This is a genomic window from Vreelandella boliviensis LC1 (genome assembly GCF_000236035.1).
Classification (GTDB): domain Bacteria; phylum Pseudomonadota; class Gammaproteobacteria; order Pseudomonadales; family Halomonadaceae; genus Vreelandella; species Vreelandella boliviensis.
In genome coordinates this window covers 1,109,914-1,126,501 of the sequence record NZ_JH393257.1, presented here as the reverse complement: position 1 = coordinate 1,126,501, position 16,588 = coordinate 1,109,914, and the positions used below count along the sequence as shown (strand labels likewise).

Below are 16,588 nucleotides of genomic sequence, written 5' to 3'. Positions count from 1 at the left end.
AATTTTTCTTTCCCGTTAAGCATGCCGTGAAGCAGGTACACTGGCAGACCATATCATGCGAGCTGACAATTACGGAGACGTTATGCCCCCACCCGCTTTCGATAAGCTGCGCGCGCTAGCGATAGGCTCCCAAGCGATTGGCTTAATACTGATTATTACCCTGGAAACCGTGATGGGTGATGCTGCACGCCCCTGGCAGGGTGTGGTGCTGGCCGCCATGCTGATCACGGCGTTAACGATTGCGCTGGTGCGGCTTTATCGCCGCAATCTAGCCCGCAAGCGTTGGACCGAGCGCCTTGATGACAATGACGATGGCTAATGCTTGCCGCTGGACTCAGTGGCTGAGCTTATTGGCACTGTGCAGCCTACTGGCGGGGTGTACTCACGTGGTGCCGCGTGAACACCACGCCACACTGGCCTTACATGATGCGCGCAATACCTGGCTGGGTGAGCAGGCCTATCAGGCGCTTGCGGAGCAATCAGAACCTGATGGTTTTGCACTGTTGGCCAATGGGCAGGAAGCATTTGCTGCTCGGGTGGGTTTGATTCGCCAGGCCCAGCGCGAGTTGAATATCCAAACCTACTTACTGGGCGAGGGCCAAACCACGCGGCTAATCCTTTCGCAGCTGCTGGTTGCCGCCGAGAAGGGTGTTCGGGTGCGTCTGCTGGTGGATGATATCGGCGCTATTGGTCAAGGTGATCGCTTAGCCGCACTGGCGAGCCACCCGGGTGTCCACGTGCGGGTTTATAATCCGCTCCCGGTGGGGCGTGGGCATATGCTCGCGCGCGTTTTGGCCTCTGTGGTCAACCCTGCTCAGCAGCACCGGCGCATGCATAACAAACTGTGGGTTGCCGATAACAGCGTCGCCATTGTGGGCGGACGCAATTTGGGCGACGAGTATTTTGATGCCAACGACTCGCGCAACTTTGCGGATTTAGACTTTGCCACCATTGGTGAAGTGGTGCCGGAGCTTTCGCGAAGCTTTGATCTGTATTGGAACCACGGCTTGGCGCAGCCGATTGAACGCTACCATCAAGTAACCGATAACGCTTGGCAAACGCTCAATGCGGAGCTGGAAGGCTGGTTGGATGATAATGCCGACTCAGAATACTTTTCCGAGCTGCGCCGTCAGCCGCGCAGCGCGCCGCCATGGGAAACCCTGCATTGGGGCCAAGGGCTGGCAATCTGGGATACCCCCGGCAAACTGGCGTCTGGAATGCCCGAATGGCGAGATACCCTACTGGGTGATTTAACTGATGCCACCGAGCTTAACCAGCGGTTAGTGATTATTTCTGCCTACTTTGTACCCACTGAGCAAGGCGTGCAATACCTAACGGATCTTGCCGATCAGGGTATCATTGTCGAGATCATTACTAATTCACTGGAGTCGACAGACACTGCTGTGGTGCACGGCGCCTACGCTCCCTGGCGTGAAACGCTGCTCGCCCACGGTATCACCCTTTACGAGCTGCGCCCCGAGCAGGAAGCAGGCACGGACGAAGTCATGCGTGTGCCCGGTGCCTCGGCTTCAGCGCTGCATATCAAGGCGTTAAGCTTTGACGATCAGTTGTTCGTGGGGTCGTTTAACGCTGACCCTCGGTCGATCTACTGGAATACCGAAATCGGCGTGCTCGCCCGAAGCGATACACTTATGCAGGCATTCAATGAACTGGTGGCCGTAGGGCAAGAGCCTTCGCTGAGTTACCGCGTTGAACTTACGCCAGAGGGTGACCTTAACTGGCACCTGGAGCGCGATGGAGAAATGGAAGTTTTAACCACTGAGCCCGGTAGTTTTTGGCGCCATTTCAATGCCTGGCTAAGCCATACACTTAAGCTTGAGCGCTGGTTATAGTGCTTTTTTGCAAACTAGCGTTATAAACCGCTGCTTGTGTTTTTACCGTTCCAGTTCCAGATTAATAACAGCCTTAACGATTGACCGCTGGGGCGCACTAAAAAAAGCACAGATTTTTATCTTACTGGGAGCGGCAAATAACATGATCAATAAGCGCGCATTAGCCACCGCTGTGGCGGCCTCAACCCTGGCAATGACCGGATTCGCACAGGCGGAGGTCAAAGTTGGCTTCTTAGGCGGCTTTACCGGGGGAATTGAAAGTTTAACGCCACCGATTTTTGCCGGGGCGCAGCTAGCCGTTGAGCAGATCAATGAGCAGGGCGGCATTCTAGATGGCCAAACGCTGGCAATGCCGTCTGGCGATACGACCTGTTCCGATGCATCGGCTGCCTCTAACGCCGCAGACCGTATGGTGAACTCTGAAAATGTCACCGCGATTGTCGGTGCGCTGTGTACCGGTGCGACCATTGCCGCGGCTAATAACGCCGCTATTCCCGGTGGTGTGTTGATGGTGTCGCCCGCTTCTACTGCACCTGCGGTATCAGAGCTTGACGATAATGATCTCGTTTTCCGTACTGTGCCGTCGGACGCTTTCCAGGGGCAGATCCTCGCCAAGCTGCTGCTTGAAAAAGACATTGATGCGGTAGTGGTCACCTACGTCAACAACGATTACGGACAGGGGCTTTCTGACGCCTTCAGCATCGCTTTTGAAGCAGGCGGTGGTGAGATTACCGAGAATCTCGCCCACGAAGATAACCGCGCGGATTATCGCTCTGAGCTAGGCTCACTTTCAGTGAGTGGCGTTGATACCCTCGTCGTACTGGCCTACGCCGACACTTCTGGTCAAACGGTGCTGCGTCAAGCCTACGAAAGCGGCATGTTTGCCCAGTACGTGGGCGCTGACGGCATGGTTGGCGATAGCCTGATCAACGCTATCGGCGCGGATGTGCTGGATGGCATGATCGCAACGCGCCCTGGTAGCCCTGATCTGCCCGGTACGGATATGTTTATTGAAGCCGCTGAAGCCGCTGAACTGGACCCGAGCGCGGTATTTGCCGCCCAAGCCTACGACGCCGCTTTTCTAATCGCGCTGGCTATTGAGCAAAACGGCAGTGCTGAGCGTGAAGGGCTTTCTGAGGCGCTGCGCAGTGTTTCCAGTGCTCCCGGTGAAATCATTCTGCCTGGCGAGTGGGAAAAAGCGGTTGAGCTAATTGCTGCAGGCACCGAGATCAACTACGAAGGCGCTTCCGGTTCTCATGAGTTTGATGAAAACGGCGACGTACCCGGCGTAGTCGTCGAAATGGTGGTTGAAAACGGCACCTTTACCAGCAAAGGGCAGGTGGATCTTTAATTCTCAGCGTTAGCGTTAAAAATGCCGGGCTTATTAAGCCGGGCATTTTTTATTGATCCTGGTTCACCTTGCGGCAAACGCTGATTTTGTCGCAATGGCATCCGCTGTTTTTATCGTTGCCGCTGGAAAGCGTTATCAAAGACAATCAGCAGCACTATTACCAGGCGCTTGAACAAGCTGACCCGCAAGCCGAGAGCACGCCCTTTATTCATTTTATGTTATTGGTCATCGCTCAGGCACTAGTACAAAGCGCCCCTGTAAATGTCTCTGTAAATGCCCCTGTAAATGTCTCTGGGCTAAAAACACCTGAAGCGATCATGGCGTTAATTCAGCACAACCCGGCGATTACTCGCCAGCAAATAGCCGACACCATAGGTAAAGACATACGTACTATTGGCCGTGCGATGGCCAAGTTACAGCAAGCGGGCAGGTTGAGAAGAGTAGGGCCAGATAAGTCTGGCCATTGGGAAGTCATTAGTTAACACCCAGCCCATCAACTATGGCTTTTGATTTTCTCCGGCAGCAGCCCTTTGGGGGCAAATCGCAGCACCATGGTGATCAATAGGCCAATGACCAGCACCCGTGCCTGCAGGGCGCGGCTATCCATATTGCTGGGGGCGTCCCAACCGAAAGCGCTTTCGCCAAACATCACGGCTAACTGCATCAAAAACAGCGCCAGCGGCTCGGACATGATCCAGATGATGTATACCGCCACAGCACCAAAAATGGTGCCCAGATTATTGCCCGGCCCGCCAAGAATCACCATTACCAACACCAGGAAGGTATGGTTGAGCGGCAGGTAGCCTTGGGGGTCAAAGAGGCTGTTAAAAGTGCCCAGTATGCCGCCGCCTAAGCCCATCAAAATGCAGCCGAGCACGAAGATCTCCAGGCGTCGTTTGTTGATATCTTTACCCATCGCCGCTGCGGAGACTTCGTTATCGCGAATCGCCCGTATCATCCGTCCCCAAGGGGCGTTGTAGGCGCGATTGAGTAAAAAGAAGATCACCGCAATGATCACCGCGGTAAACGACAGGTAGATCGCGCGTGAGAGGGTGAAGCCCAGTTCAGCAGGCCCCGGTGTTGGCCAGGGAAGAGGGGAAACCGTGGCGGTGCCGCGGGTAAGCCAGTCAGAGTTTTTCAAAAACGCTTTGATGATTTCTGCAATGCCCAGGGTGGCAATGGCCAGGTAGTCGCTGCGTAAACCCAAACAGATATGGCCAATAAAGTAGCCGACGCCACCCGCCAAGGCGCCCCCGACAATCCACCCGATCCAGGGCGGTAAGCCTAGCCCACCGACAAAGCCTGCCTGGTCTTCAATCGCATCAGTGACCTCGCGCAGTTGGCTAATAACCACCAGGTAAAGCACAACACCCAACACCACCGTGATAAACGTACGCAGGGGCTTGGGTACGCCCAGTCTATCCAGTTTGCTGGCGCCAACGATCAGCAGAATAGCGGCGGCGCCGTATAGCAGCACGCGGCCAAATTCGCCGGGTAGTGCCGTGCCCCAGAACGCATCGTTGACCGGCACGCTAAAAAACATCGCACAGAAGCCGCCCAGGGCGACAAAGCCCATTACCCCGGCGTTGAATTGACCCGCGTAGCCCCATTGAATGGTTAGCCCCAGAGCCAGAATGGCGTAGCAGGCAGCTTCGACCAGCATGCGCGTGCTGTAGGCGGCGCCCATGATGGCGTAGACCGCCAAAACCGCCACCAGCAGTACACCAAACAGGATCAGCTCGCGCAGAGGGAAGCTACGGGTAGGCGTGGCGTCTTGGGGTGTGTAGGCAGGATTGCGCGTTTTGGATAAGTTGCTCATTAGATCACCTTACCCTTAAAGAGTCCGGTGGGGCGCCACACCAAAATAGCCACCAGAATGAAAAACGGCACCACAATTTTGTACTCGGTGCCCACAAAGGCCAGGTTTGAGGGTAGCTCTAACCAGAGGGGCAGGCTGTCGCGGAAGGGGCGCAATAGAACGCTCCAGTTGAACACCGCTAGGGTTTCGGCAAAGCCAACCACAAAGCCACCGACAACGGCGCCGTAAGGGTGGCCAACGCCACCCACAATGGCGGCGGCAAAAATGGGCAGCAGCAGGAAGAAGCTTAAATCGGGTTTAAAGGTAACGTCCAGAGAGAGCAGTGTGCCAGCGATGGCGGCCAACGCCCCGGCAATTATCCAGGTGACCGCCACAATGGTATGGGTATTAATACCCGATGCCTGGGCGAGTTCAGGATTATCCGACATGGCGCGCATTGCCTTGCCTAACCTTGAACGGTTAAGAAAAAGGTGCAGCGCCACGACCGCGACGAGGGTAATCACAAATAGATAAATTTGCGGCTCGGTAACCACAATTGGTGCCCGGGCGCCTTCAAAGGGCAGCGCCAGACGAAAGATCTCTTTGCGGTCATCCACGTAGAGACTCTGCGCGCCGGTGCCCGAAAAGAGGCGAATCAAACCCTGCAAAATCAACGTGACCCCCAATGAGCCAATCACCAACACAATCGACTTGACCCCGTGGGCGCGCAGCGGTTTGTAAAAGATTTTATCGATGCCTACGGCCAAAGCAGCGGTGAGCAGCATCGCCAGCGGCAGCATTAGCACGGCGGTGGGTACGCCCAGGCTGGCGCCTGCCGCCGGGAACGCGGTAGTAAGCAGCAGCACCATAAAGGCACCAAAGGTCATCATGTCGGCGTGGGCGAAGTGAGCAAAGCGCATAATGCTGAAAATCAGCGTTACCCCGACCGCCCCGATGGCATAAATGGAGCCGCTCACGCTGCCCGAAATCACCACATTATTGATGAAAAAAACCAGTTCGTTCACGTTTATCTCCCTGGTGCTAACCGCCCAAAAAGCTTTTGGCGACATCGGGGTTGGCGAGTAATGCGGTTCCAGTGTCGGTAAAGCGGTTTTGACCAGCGGCCAGCACAAAGCCTTTATCGGCTATCGCGAGTGCCTGTTTGGCGTTCTGTTCCACCATCAAAATACCCACGCCAGCGGCGTTGATTTTTTTCACTCGGTCGAAAATCTCGTTCATATAGAGTGGCGACAGACCGGCGGTGGGTTCATCCAGTAGCAACAGGCTAGGTTCGGCCATCAAGGCGCGCCCCATGGCGACCATCTGGCGCTGTCCGCCGGAAAGCTCACCAGCGGGCTGGCGGCGCTTCTCATACAGTGGTGGAAAAAAATCATACACCTGAGCAAGCATGCGCTTGACGTTTTGCGGCTTTAAAAAGGCACCCATCTCCAGGTTTTCTTGCACCGAAAGGCTCGGGAAAACGTTCTTCTCCTGGGGCACAAAGCCCATGCCTCGTTGCACCAACTGATTGGGGGGTAAGTTTTGGATCGGCTGGCCGTTAAGCAGTATCTCGCCCTGATTAATATGCAGCAGGCCAAAGGCTGCTTTCAGCATGGTGGATTTGCCCGCGCCGTTAGGGCCGACGATAACACCGACCTCATCGGCTTCCAGCGTCATGTTTACCCCGTTAAGGATATTCATGCCGCCATAGCCGCCGTGCACATCCCGTGCGTCGATTAATGGCCTGGTTGTTGATGACATAAGCAAAGTATTCCAGCAAGGTCACTTGGCAGCGACGTTATTGTATTAGTTAGGCGAGTAGAGAAAACGTCACGCTTAAGCGGCATCGGTACCAAAGTAGGCCTCGATGACCTCTGGATTGTTTTGAATATCGGTGATAGGCCCTTCCACCATGACGCTGCCCTGAGCCAGCACGATAACCGGATCGCAAAGACGTGCAATCATCTCCATATCGTGCTCAATGACCAGGAAGGTATAATCCATTTCGCGGTTGAGGCGCTCAATATTGCCGATCAAATCACCCAGTAGGGTTCGGTTCACCCCGGCGGCGATTTCATCAAGGAGCACCACCTTGGCATTGGTCATCATGGTGCGGCCAAGCTCCAGCAGCTTCTTCTGCCCGCCCGATAAGTTACCGGCCAGCTCATTGCGCACGTGGTGTAGGCCAACAAAGTCGATCACCTCCAGGGCGCGGCGGCGCACCTCAGCCTCTTCCCGGTGCACCAGGCCCGGCTTTAACCAAGCGCTGAAGAGGTCTTCACCGGCTTGTTTGGGCGGCACCATCATCAAGTTTTCCAGCGCGCTCATCTGGCTGAACTCGTGAGCGATCTGAAAGGTGCGCAGTAATCCGCGATGAAAACGCTGGTCGGCGCTGAGCGAGGTAATATCTTCACCATCGAGCAGAACGCGACCGTTATCCGGGGCTAAAGCGCCGGCAATCAGATTAAACAGGGTGGATTTACCCGCGCCGTTGGGACCAATCATGCCGGTAATGGAACCCTTCTCTACTTGAATGGAGCAGTCGTTAATCACCTGTAGGCCGCCGAACGCTTTGTTGACTCGCTGTACATCAATAAGAGGGTTCATGGTGTCTCCACGCGATACAGGCGACTAAAAAGCCGCCTGCGCACTGTTATTAAGTTGTTTGTCGTGGTTTTTTCAGCCATCGCTGGCTGGCTGCAAAAGCACCAGTAATGAGGAGCGCACCGAGGGTGGGAATAAGATAGCCATCCACCTGAGGAATGGTGCGTAAAAACACAAAGGCCACGGCAGCAGGGGCCACAAAGCGAACTAGAAAACGCCATAATTTAAACCAGTTGACGTTGGTGCCCAGCTCTTTCATCACTTCGCTTTGGGTTAGCGCCCAGCCCGCAAACAGGGCTATCAACAGACCGCCCACTGGCATAAAGATATTGGTAAGTAGCTCGATAAAATCGAAAGCACTGCGCCCAAACAGGGTGTGGAAAATCGTTCCCTCGGCCCAGATGTTAAAGCTGACGACCGTCAATAGTCCCATTGCCCAAGCGGCAATCACCATAATCGCGACCGCCTGTGGGCGGGTCATGTCAAAGCGTTCCACTAGGTATGCGGCAACGGGCTCGATCAGCGAAATAGAGGAGCTGATAGCGGCACCGAGCACCAGAATAAAGAACACGCCACCTACTAAAGCGCCAAATGGCATCTCGGCAAACGCCAGCGGCAGGGTGACAAACATTAGCCCCGGGCCTTGGCCGGTTTCCAGCCCAGCGCCAAACACCAGGGCAAAAATGGCCAGGCCCGCCACCATCGCCACGGCGGTATCCACAATGGCGACGGCAAAGGCGGTGCGGGTCAGCGACACATCGCTGGGCATATAGGCGCCGTAAGCCATGATGGCCCCCATGCCCAGGCTAAGGGTGAAAAACGATTGGCCCATGGCCTGCAACCAACCCTCAAGGCTGAGGTCGGCGATATTAAAGGTAAACAGGAAGCTGGCAGCGGCGCCTATATCGCCGTTCACCACGCCGTACGCCAGCACCACCAGCAGGATGACAAACAGCGCGGGCATCATAATGCGCAGGCCTGACTCGATGCCTTTATGAATACCCATACCAACAATCAGCGCGGACGCCGCAATGAAAAGGGTGTGGTAGAGCGTCATTAGGCCAGGGGCGGCCAGTAGAGCATCAAAGCCATCGCTAATGGTCTGCGCATCGGCCCCGACCAGTGAGCCGGTCAGCATTAGCCAAGTGTAGTGAATCGCCCAGCCGGCAATCACCGAATAGAAGCTTAAAATCAAAAACGCCGAGGCTGCGCCCAGCCAGCCGATCGTTTCCCAGGCCCGTGAGGTGCCGTGGGTTTTGGTCAGATGCCGCATACCCATAATCGGGCTCTGGCGGCTGGTGCGACCCAGCATGATCTCGGCAATCAGAATCGGTATGCCGACGGCGAAGATCGTCAATGCGTAGACCAATATAAAGGCACCGCCCCCGTTTTCACCGGTGAGGTAGGGGAAGCGCCACAGATTGCCTAGGCCGACTGCGGAGCCAACGGCGGCGAGAAGAAAGGTACCTTTATGCGTCCAGACGTTATGACCGCTCATGGGTAAGAGTGTCCGTATTTGTGTGTCAGGATGGGGGTGAGATCCAAACACCTGTATGAATATAGCGATGTCAGCATGCCTTGGACGCGCTGAATTTAGCATTACTGTGCGTTAGAACGCGGCGCCTTTCCAGCGTATTAGCGTTTAGGCTGCGTTTAGGGAGCTATCTTGGCAAAGGGGTTAACGCTGGGAGCGGATGTTAGCGCAAAAAGGAGAGGGCATAAAAAAACCCGCTTTCGCGGGTTTTTGGGTACTCACTGCTTGGAGCGGGTTACTTCTTGCTGTAACGCTTACGCTCAGTCTCTTTCAGCAGCTTTTTACGCAGACGGATATGCGCTGGCGTGACTTCGACGAGTTCGTCGGAATCGAGGAACTCGATGGCCTGCTCCAGGGAGAACTTAACCGGCGGTGTTAGCACGATGTTCTCATCGTTACCGGTGGAGCGCATGTTGTCGAGCTTCTTGCCTTTGGTGGGGTTAACCACCATGTCGTTAGCGCGGTTGTTGATACCGATCAGCATGCCTTCGTAGACTTCCGTGGCGTGATCGATAATCAGCTTGCCGCGCTCTTGCAACGCATACAGCGCGTAAGCAAGCGCTTTACCGTCAACCATCGAGACCAATACGCCGTTACGGCGCTCGATAGAGGCGTCGGGCTTCAGCGGGCCGTAGTGATCGAAGCGGCTGGTCAGGATGCCGGTGCCCGAAGTTAGGGTCAAAAACTGACCACGGAAACCAATCAAGCCACGGGCGGGAATGATGAAGTCCAGGCGAACCCGTCCTTTACCGTCCGGCAGCATATTGGTCATTTCACCTTTACGGTAGCCCAGTTCTTCCATGATCGAGCCTTGGTGCTGCTCTTCACAGTCGATGATGACTTCTTCGTAAGGCTCCTGCTTCTCACCGTCGATCTCTTTGATGATAACTTCCGGACGACCTACGGCCAGCTCAAAGCCTTCACGACGCATGGTTTCGATCAACACCGAGAGGTGCAGCTCGCCACGGCCGGAAACCTTGAACTTCTCAGGGGTTTCGCCCTGTTCAACGCGCAGCGCTACGTTGTGAATCAGCTCTTGATCAAGGCGATCCTTGATATTACGGCTGGTCACAAACTTGCCATCTTTACCGGCGAACGGTGAATCGTTGACCTGGAAGGTCATTGAAACGGTCGGTTCGTCAACGGAGAGAGGCGGCAACGCCTCGACCTTGGCTGGATCGCATAGCGTATCCGAAATCGACAGATCGTCGATGCCGGTGACGCAGACGATATCGCCCGCAGTGGCTTCGTTAGTTTGCACGCGCTCAAGACCCATATGGGTCATAACCTGGCCGATTTTGCCCTTACGCACATTGCCGTCAACGCCGATGATCGACACCTGCTGGTTCGGTTTCACCGCGCCACGCTTGATGCGACCCAGGCCGATAACACCTACGTAGCTGTTGTAATCCAGTGCGGAGATCTGCATCTGGAAGGGGCCATTGAGCTCTACTTGCGGCGGATCAACAATATCGACGATGGCTTGGAACATGGGATCCATGTTGTCCGCCAGCTCTTCAGGATCCATACCGGCAATGCCGTTTAGGGCAGAGCAATAGATGATCGGGAAATCGAGCTGTTCATCAGACGCGCCCAGGTTGTCGAACAGATCAAAAATCTGGTCGATAACCCAGTCAGGGCGTGCGCCGGGGCGGTCAATTTTGTTGACCACCACGATCGGTTTCAAGCCTTGGGCGAATGCTTTCTGGGTCACAAAGCGGGTTTGCGGCATCGGGCCATCAACGGCGTCTACTAGCAGTAGTACCGAATCGACCATTGACATGACGCGCTCAACCTCACCGCCGAAATCGGCGTGCCCAGGCGTATCCACGATGTTGATGTGGTAGTCGTTACCTTGGCTGTCTTGCCACTGAATGGCCGTGTTCTTGGCCAAAATGGTAATGCCACGCTCTTTTTCCTGATCGCTAGAGTCCATGATGCGCTCTTGACCTTCTGCTTTACGGTCAAGGGTGCCGGACTGGCTCAGGAGTTTGTCGACCAGTGTGGTTTTACCATGGTCAACGTGGGCTATGATCGCGACGTTGCGCAGGTTATTAACCGCGCTGGAGTTTTGCTGGTTTTGCATGCTGAGAGAGAACTCTTGTGAACACCCGTTTGTCCACGGGTCGGAAAATGCGGGTCGCAAGGGCTGGCAATTTGCCGACCATCTTGGCTCAGGGCTTGCGTCCAATAACCATTCTACCATGTCAAAGGCTTCGCTGATATTACTGCCTCTCATATCAACCTTGGTCTAGGAATGTTTTCGCCATGATCCTCCATCCGCTAGACTAGCGCTTTTCCCATTGGGGCAGGAGCATGACCATCGGCAACCTGATGCGTTTGTTAAGCGATGGCGAGGTTCATTCTGGCGAGCAGCTAGGTGAAACGCTGGGTATTTCTCGTGCGGCGGTGTGGAAGCAGTTAAAAAAACTGGAAGCGCTCGGCGTGGAGATAGTGGCTGTGAAAGGCCGTGGCTACCAGTTGTCGCAGCGCCTGGAACCCTTGGAGGGTGCCAGAATCGTTGAGCAACTGCCTGCTCAGGCGCGCCACCATCTCGCGCGCCTGTTTGTTGAAGATCAGTTACCCTCCAGCAACGAGTACCTGCGTCAACGCTTTGAGCAGGGAGCCGGGCATGGTGAGGTCTGTTTGGTTGAACTGCAGACGGCGGGGCGTGGACGACGCGGTCGTGTCTGGTCGACGCCCTGGGGGCAAAGTCTTATGCTCTCGCTGGGCTGGCGCTTTGAGTCGGGTATCGCAGTGCTGGAAGGCTTGAGCTTGGCGGTGGGTGTCGTCGTTGCCCAAGTGCTCGAGCAACATGGCGTGGCGCCGAAGCTTAAGTGGCCTAACGACATCCTGCTCTCCGAGCAGGGTAATGATCCGGGCGATGAGTTAGGCAAGCTGGCCGGTATTCTTATCGAATTGACGGGCGATGCGGCAGGCCCCTGCGAAGTGGTCATCGGCATAGGCATGAATCTTTGGCTGCCTCCCGCCCAGCGAGCCGCAATCGACCAGCCCGTGGCAGCACTTTTCGAGCGGCTGCCGGATATCTCCCGCAATCAGTTGGCATCAGAGGTGGTGGCAGGCCTATTGGCCATGCTGGCTAGCTTTGAACAGGACGGCTTTGGCGCTTGGCGGGATGCCTGGAACCAGCGTCATGCCTATGCAGGGCTGCCTATTAGGGTGATTCAGGGGCAGCAGGCCAGCGATGCCGTCGCGGGGCAAGTGGATGAGAGTGGTAACCTATGGGTTACCGAAAATGGTCACTCGCGACGCCTAGCTGGCGGTGAGATTAGTATACGCAGGCGTTTATGATTCTGGATCTTGATATCGGCAACACGCTGTCTAAATGGCGGCTCAAGGATGCCGAGAGTAGCGAGATACGTTCCCGTGGAGCGGTTTGGACCCGGGAAGAGTGGCGCCCGGGGGCCGATATTCCCGATCTTGATGTGGTCGAGGCGGTGCGTATATCAAGCGTCGCCAGGGCCGCCGTGCTCGAGGAAACGGTCGCTTTGTTGCGTCGAAGGGTGCGGAATGTGCACGTAGCGCACTCTACCCAAGAGGCGCTAGGGGTGGTTAACGGCTACGAAGAGCCGGGGCGTTTAGGCGTTGATCGTTGGATGGGGGCGCTGGCGGGCTATCAGTTAGCGGGTGGTTGCTGTGCGGTGGACTGCGGCAGCGCGATCACTATCGATTTTGTGCTGCCAGGCGGCCAGCACCTTGGTGGCTTTATTATCCCTGGTCTTCGCCTGATGAAAGAGAGTTTGAAGCTTGGGACCCGCAATGTGGCCATCGATCCTGAAAGTGAGGCCGATGAGCTGTTAGAGCCTGGTCGGCGCACCGTTGACGCGGTCAATCACGGTATCTACATGGCCGCCGTTAGCGCTATTAATCGCATCTATAGTGAAGTATGTGACCAAGAGGGTGTGGCGCTGCCGATGCTATTAACAGGCGGGGATGCTCGAGTTGTCTCAAGAGGGGTGCAGGTGCCCCACGCGGTATGGCCAGATATGGTCTATGGCGGTTTAGAGGCATGCTTTCCGATGACCTTCGCCGAACGTGCGGGCAAAATGTCGGGCGCGCCGCGGGTGCCCGAGCCTGTAGCGCTAGAAAAGATTCGCGCGGGTCTTGCATTCTCTATGCTGCTTTGACAGAATGCAGCGCGTTCGAAGGCGAGACATAAGCGTCTCGTAGTGTTGAAAGTACTGATATTGAAAGTGATGATAAGCTAAGCTTTTCATAGCTAACACGATTTCAGGCTTGACACAATTTTGAAGGCTGGCATAATGTGCCGCCACGTTGGAGAGATTCCCGAGTGGCCAAAGGGAGCAGACTGTAAATCTGCCGCGAAAGCTTCGAAGGTTCGAATCCTTCTCTCTCCACCAGAATTAAGCGGCAACGAATATATCGGTGCTGCTGAATAGAAAGCCGGTAGCGGGCATTGTCTACGATTTATAGCTAGCTCAAGGATTAAAGCTATAAAGCAGCGCGTAGCATATCGTTGTTCTAAGTATGTTCTGCGGGCCGGGTTTCTGAAGGCAAGGTGTCGCGGGCGTAGTTCAATGGTAGAACCTCAGCCTTCCAAGCTGATGGTGCGGGTTCGATTCCCGCCGCCCGCTCCAGTTGATGTGTCTAGCTCATGTAGCTCAGGGGTAGAGCACACCCTTGGTAAGGGTGAGGTCGACGGTTCAATTCCGTCCATGAGCTCCATATTGCGAATAAGGCGAGCGAAGCTCGCTTTTTTTGTCTCTGCGTTTGGGTGGTTCATTAGATGCCTAGGCGTAAAGGAGGGGTTGTCAGGTGTGGGTTTCTCCGCTACCATGGCGCCCGCTGTTGTATAGGCGCTTGAAAAGCGCTTATCGATAGAGTTAGAAAGCTAGAAGTTGAAAATCAGTACGACGATACAGGCCAGTAGCTCAATTGGCAGAGCAGCGGTCTCCAAAACCGCAGGTTGGGGGTTCGATTCCCTCCTGGCCTGCCAACCTTCCCCAGGTTGGTATGTCTTTTTCCAAAATTCTTTTATCGTTCGCCGCACCCTGAGGAGTCTCGTTTTTATGAAGCCTGGTTCTGTAAAACATGGCGCCGAGGTGCAACAGACGCGCCATGACGGGCTCAAGTGGGCGGCGGTCGTAGCGCTGCTTGTCGTTGCTGTTGTTGGTAATACCTATTTCGCCGATATTGGCCTGCTCTACCGCGTGCTTGGCGTAGTGGTGTTGTGTGTGATTGCGGGTTTGGTCGCGCTAACCACTACTAAGGGTCGTGATTTAGTAGAGCTTGCCAGAAGCGCCAAGAAAGAGATTCAGCGCGTTGTATGGCCGACCCGACCCGAAACCATTCAGACCACGGCCATAGTGCTAGTGGCAGTTTTGGTGGTGGGGCTAATGCTGTGGTTGATCGACACTCTTCTTGGCTGGGCGATGTCCGGCGTCATTGGTTAGGAGCTTTCATGTCCAAACGTTGGTACGTCGTTCACGCTTATTCTGGCTTTGAAAAGCATGTCATGCGCTCACTGGTTGAGCGTGTGAAGATGTATGGTATGGAAGATCGCTTCGGCGAAATCCTGGTGCCGACCGAAGAGGTCGTCGAAATGCGTGACGGCAAGCGACGCAAGAGTGAGCGCAAATTTTATCCCGGCTACGTGTTGGTCGAGATGGAAATGGCCGACGAAACATGGCACCTCGTCAATGAGACACCGCGTGTTATGGGCTTTATTGGCGGAACCAAAGAGAAGCCGGCTGCGATTACTTCGCGTGAAGCCGATGCTATTTTGGCGCGCGTTAAAGACGGTACTGATAAGCCGCGGCCCAAAACAATGTTTGAGCCGGGCCAGTCGGTGCGTGTTGTTGACGGGCCATTTGCCGATTTCAACGGTGTTGTTGAAGAAGTCAATTATGAAAAGAGTCGCCTGCATGTCAGTGTGCTGATCTTCGGGCGTTCTACACCTGTTGAGTTAGAGTTTTCTCAGGTTGAGAAAGAATAAGCCGCAGGTTGAGAAAGAGTAAGTTTTGATTCGCGTGAGATGACCCAATAGTTGTCTCGCTGGTACCGGGGAGCCTTCGGGCGCTATTACCCAATTGGAGTATAAACGATGGCCAAGAAAGTACAGGCTTACATCAAACTGCAGGTTGCTGCAGGTAAAGCCAATCCAAGTCCGCCGGTAGGCCCAGCACTGGGTCAACACGGTGTGAACATTATGGAATTCTGTAAGGCGTTTAACGCAGCGACTCAAGAAATTGAGCCGGGTCTGCCGACGCCGGTCGTGATCACTGTCTACTCAGACCGTAGCTTCACGTTCGTCACCAAGACGCCGCCTGCTGCCGTGCTGCTGAAAAAAGCTGCTGGCATCAAGTCTGGTTCTGGTGAGCCGAACAAGAAGAAAGTCGGTACCGTGACGCGTGAACAGCTTGAAGAGATCGCCAAAACCAAAGAGCCTGATTTGACGGCTGCGAATCTCGATGCCGCTGTACGCACCATTGCTGGCAGCGCTCGCAGCATGGGCCTAAACGTGGAGGGTCTCTGATCATGGCTAAACTGTCTAAGCGTGCGAAAATCATTCGCGAGAAAGTAGACGCTACTAAAGCCTACTCTATTGAAGAAGCGGTAGCGCTGCTTTCCGAGCTGTCTACGGTTAAATTCAAAGAGTCTGTTGATGTCGCCATCAACCTGGGCGTTGATCCACGTAAATCCGATCAGGTTGTGCGTGGCGCTACTGTCATGCCTAACGGTACCGGTAAAGACGTGCGTGTTGCGGTCTTCACCCAGGGTGCCAATGCCGATGCCGCTAAAGAAGCCGGCGCCGACATCGTAGGTATGGACGACTTGGCTGAGCAAGTGAAAAAAGGCGTGATGGATTTTGACGTCGTTATCGCTTCGCCAGACGCCATGCGCGTTGTCGGTCAGCTGGGCCAGATTCTAGGTCCACGTGGCCTGATGCCTAACCCGAAAGTTGGCACCGTAACGCCTGATGTGGCGACAGCGGTCAAAAATGCTAAAGCCGGTCAGGTGCGTTTCCGTACCGACAAAAACGGCATCATCCACACTACCCTGGGTAAAGTGGATTTTGACGTGGCAGCTATTAACGGCAACCTGGAAGCCCTGGTTGCAGACCTTAAGCGCCTCAAGCCGAGCGCGTCTAAGGGCATTTACTTCAAAAAAATGACTCTGTCCACTACCATGGGCCCGGGTTTAACAATCGATCACTCTGCTTTCGCGTAAGCAGGTAATCGTTGGTTTTTTTGTAGGAACCGAGCAAGAACTTTGCGGTCCCCCGTTTGGTTATTAACACTGGTCGGGGCATCGTCAAAGACCGCAGGTGCCGCGCTTAGTAAGTATGCTTTATGTGCTTACAAGGGCGGCTTAATTGCCCCATAAGCGCCTGCGCAGATGGTGTGGCCGCCAGTTGGTTAAGCTTAGACGGCTTTCTGGTGAGCACCATCCCCAAGGCTTCCTGC

At 55.0% G+C, this 16,588-nt stretch carries 16 protein-coding genes and 4 tRNA genes; 14 read left to right on the top strand and 6 right to left on the bottom strand.

Annotated features, from left to right (window positions below; genetic code table 11):
- Window positions 1-82: 82 nt before the first annotated feature.
- The 4 genes from KUC_RS04975 (at window position 83) to KUC_RS04960 (ending at window position 3,686) form a co-directional block, all read left to right on the top strand.
- Entirely contained in the window at window positions 83-319 is a 237-nt protein-coding gene (locus KUC_RS04975; protein ID WP_007112031.1) for a hypothetical protein, read from the top strand.
- Window positions 300-1,853 carry a phospholipase D family protein gene (locus tag KUC_RS04970; protein ID WP_244264740.1) on the top strand — a complete coding sequence of 518 codons (1,554 nt, stop codon included), beginning with the start codon at window positions 300-302 and terminating at the stop codon, window positions 1,851-1,853. Before KUC_RS04975 ends, KUC_RS04970 begins: the two co-directional genes overlap by 20 nt.
- Before the next feature lie 142 nt (window positions 1,854-1,995).
- Window positions 1,996-3,204: an ABC transporter substrate-binding protein gene (locus KUC_RS04965; protein WP_007112029.1), complete on the top strand. Its 1,209-nt coding sequence runs from the start codon at window positions 1,996-1,998 to the stop codon at window positions 3,202-3,204.
- 86 nt (window positions 3,205-3,290) lie between these two features.
- Complete coding sequence (locus tag KUC_RS04960; RefSeq protein WP_244264739.1) at window positions 3,291-3,686, top strand: winged helix-turn-helix transcriptional regulator; 396 nt, start codon at window positions 3,291-3,293, stop codon at window positions 3,684-3,686.
- Between the two features lie 11 nt (window positions 3,687-3,697).
- Here the strand turns inward: KUC_RS04960 and KUC_RS04955 are convergent, their stop codons facing one another.
- The 6 genes from KUC_RS04955 to typA all read right to left on the bottom strand — a co-directional run bounded on the left by KUC_RS04955 (window position 3,698) and on the right by typA (window position 11,226).
- Window positions 3,698-5,023 (bottom strand): branched-chain amino acid ABC transporter permease, encoded by a 1,326-nt coding sequence (locus KUC_RS04955; protein WP_007112027.1) that lies wholly within the window; start codon window positions 5,021-5,023, stop codon window positions 3,698-3,700.
- Window positions 5,023-6,027 (bottom strand): branched-chain amino acid ABC transporter permease, encoded by a 1,005-nt coding sequence (locus tag KUC_RS04950; protein ID WP_007112026.1) that lies wholly within the window; start codon window positions 6,025-6,027, stop codon window positions 5,023-5,025. Before KUC_RS04950 ends, KUC_RS04955 begins: the two co-directional genes overlap by 1 nt.
- A 16-nt stretch (window positions 6,028-6,043) precedes the next feature.
- Window positions 6,044-6,763, bottom strand: coding sequence for an ABC transporter ATP-binding protein (locus KUC_RS04945; RefSeq protein WP_040479549.1), 720 nt, complete (start codon window positions 6,761-6,763; stop codon window positions 6,044-6,046).
- 75 nt (window positions 6,764-6,838) lie between these two features.
- A complete protein-coding gene (locus KUC_RS04940) occupies window positions 6,839-7,609 on the bottom strand; it encodes an ABC transporter ATP-binding protein (RefSeq protein WP_007112024.1) in 771 nt (256 codons plus the stop codon).
- 49 nt (window positions 7,610-7,658) lie between these two features.
- Window positions 7,659-9,104, bottom strand: coding sequence for a sodium-dependent transporter (locus KUC_RS04935; protein WP_007112023.1), 1,446 nt, complete (start codon window positions 9,102-9,104; stop codon window positions 7,659-7,661).
- A gap of 271 nt (window positions 9,105-9,375) precedes the next feature.
- Window positions 9,376-11,226 carry a translational GTPase TypA gene (gene typA, locus KUC_RS04930; RefSeq protein ID WP_007112022.1) on the bottom strand — a complete coding sequence of 617 codons (1,851 nt, stop codon included), beginning with the start codon at window positions 11,224-11,226 and terminating at the stop codon, window positions 9,376-9,378.
- A gap of 230 nt (window positions 11,227-11,456) precedes the next feature.
- Between typA and KUC_RS04925 the strand changes: the two genes are divergently transcribed.
- The 10 genes from KUC_RS04925 to rplA all read left to right on the top strand — a co-directional run bounded on the left by KUC_RS04925 (window position 11,457) and on the right by rplA (window position 16,352).
- Window positions 11,457-12,452: a biotin--[acetyl-CoA-carboxylase] ligase gene (locus KUC_RS04925; protein ID WP_007112021.1), complete on the top strand. Its 996-nt coding sequence runs from the start codon at window positions 11,457-11,459 to the stop codon at window positions 12,450-12,452.
- Window positions 12,449-13,288 carry a type III pantothenate kinase gene (locus KUC_RS04920; protein ID WP_007112020.1) on the top strand — a complete coding sequence of 280 codons (840 nt, stop codon included), beginning with the start codon at window positions 12,449-12,451 and terminating at the stop codon, window positions 13,286-13,288. The genes KUC_RS04925 and KUC_RS04920 overlap by 4 nt, the downstream gene beginning before the upstream one ends.
- Before the next feature lie 150 nt (window positions 13,289-13,438).
- Window positions 13,439-13,522 (top strand) — tRNA-Tyr (locus KUC_RS04915).
- Between the two features lie 163 nt (window positions 13,523-13,685).
- A tRNA-Gly gene (locus KUC_RS04910) sits at window positions 13,686-13,759 on the top strand.
- Window positions 13,760-13,772: 13 nt separating this feature from the next.
- Window positions 13,773-13,847 (top strand) — tRNA-Thr (locus tag KUC_RS04905).
- Between the two features lie 195 nt (window positions 13,848-14,042).
- A tRNA-Trp gene (locus KUC_RS04900) sits at window positions 14,043-14,118 on the top strand.
- 73 nt (window positions 14,119-14,191) lie between these two features.
- Window positions 14,192-14,575, top strand: a complete 384-nt coding sequence (gene secE / locus KUC_RS04895; protein ID WP_040479542.1) for a preprotein translocase subunit SecE — start codon at window positions 14,192-14,194, stop codon at window positions 14,573-14,575.
- An 8-nt stretch (window positions 14,576-14,583) separates the two neighbouring features.
- Window positions 14,584-15,117: a transcription termination/antitermination protein NusG gene (nusG, locus tag KUC_RS04890; RefSeq protein ID WP_007112018.1), complete on the top strand. Its 534-nt coding sequence runs from the start codon at window positions 14,584-14,586 to the stop codon at window positions 15,115-15,117.
- Between the two features lie 108 nt (window positions 15,118-15,225).
- The gene (rplK, locus tag KUC_RS04885) at window positions 15,226-15,657 is read left to right on the top strand and encodes a 50S ribosomal protein L11 (RefSeq protein ID WP_007112017.1); all 432 of its coding nucleotides are present in this window, start codon (window positions 15,226-15,228) and stop codon (window positions 15,655-15,657) included.
- 2 nt (window positions 15,658-15,659) lie between these two features.
- Window positions 15,660-16,352, top strand: coding sequence for a 50S ribosomal protein L1 (rplA, locus tag KUC_RS04880; protein ID WP_007112016.1), 693 nt, complete (start codon window positions 15,660-15,662; stop codon window positions 16,350-16,352).
- The last annotated feature ends 236 nt before the right edge of the window (window positions 16,353-16,588 follow it).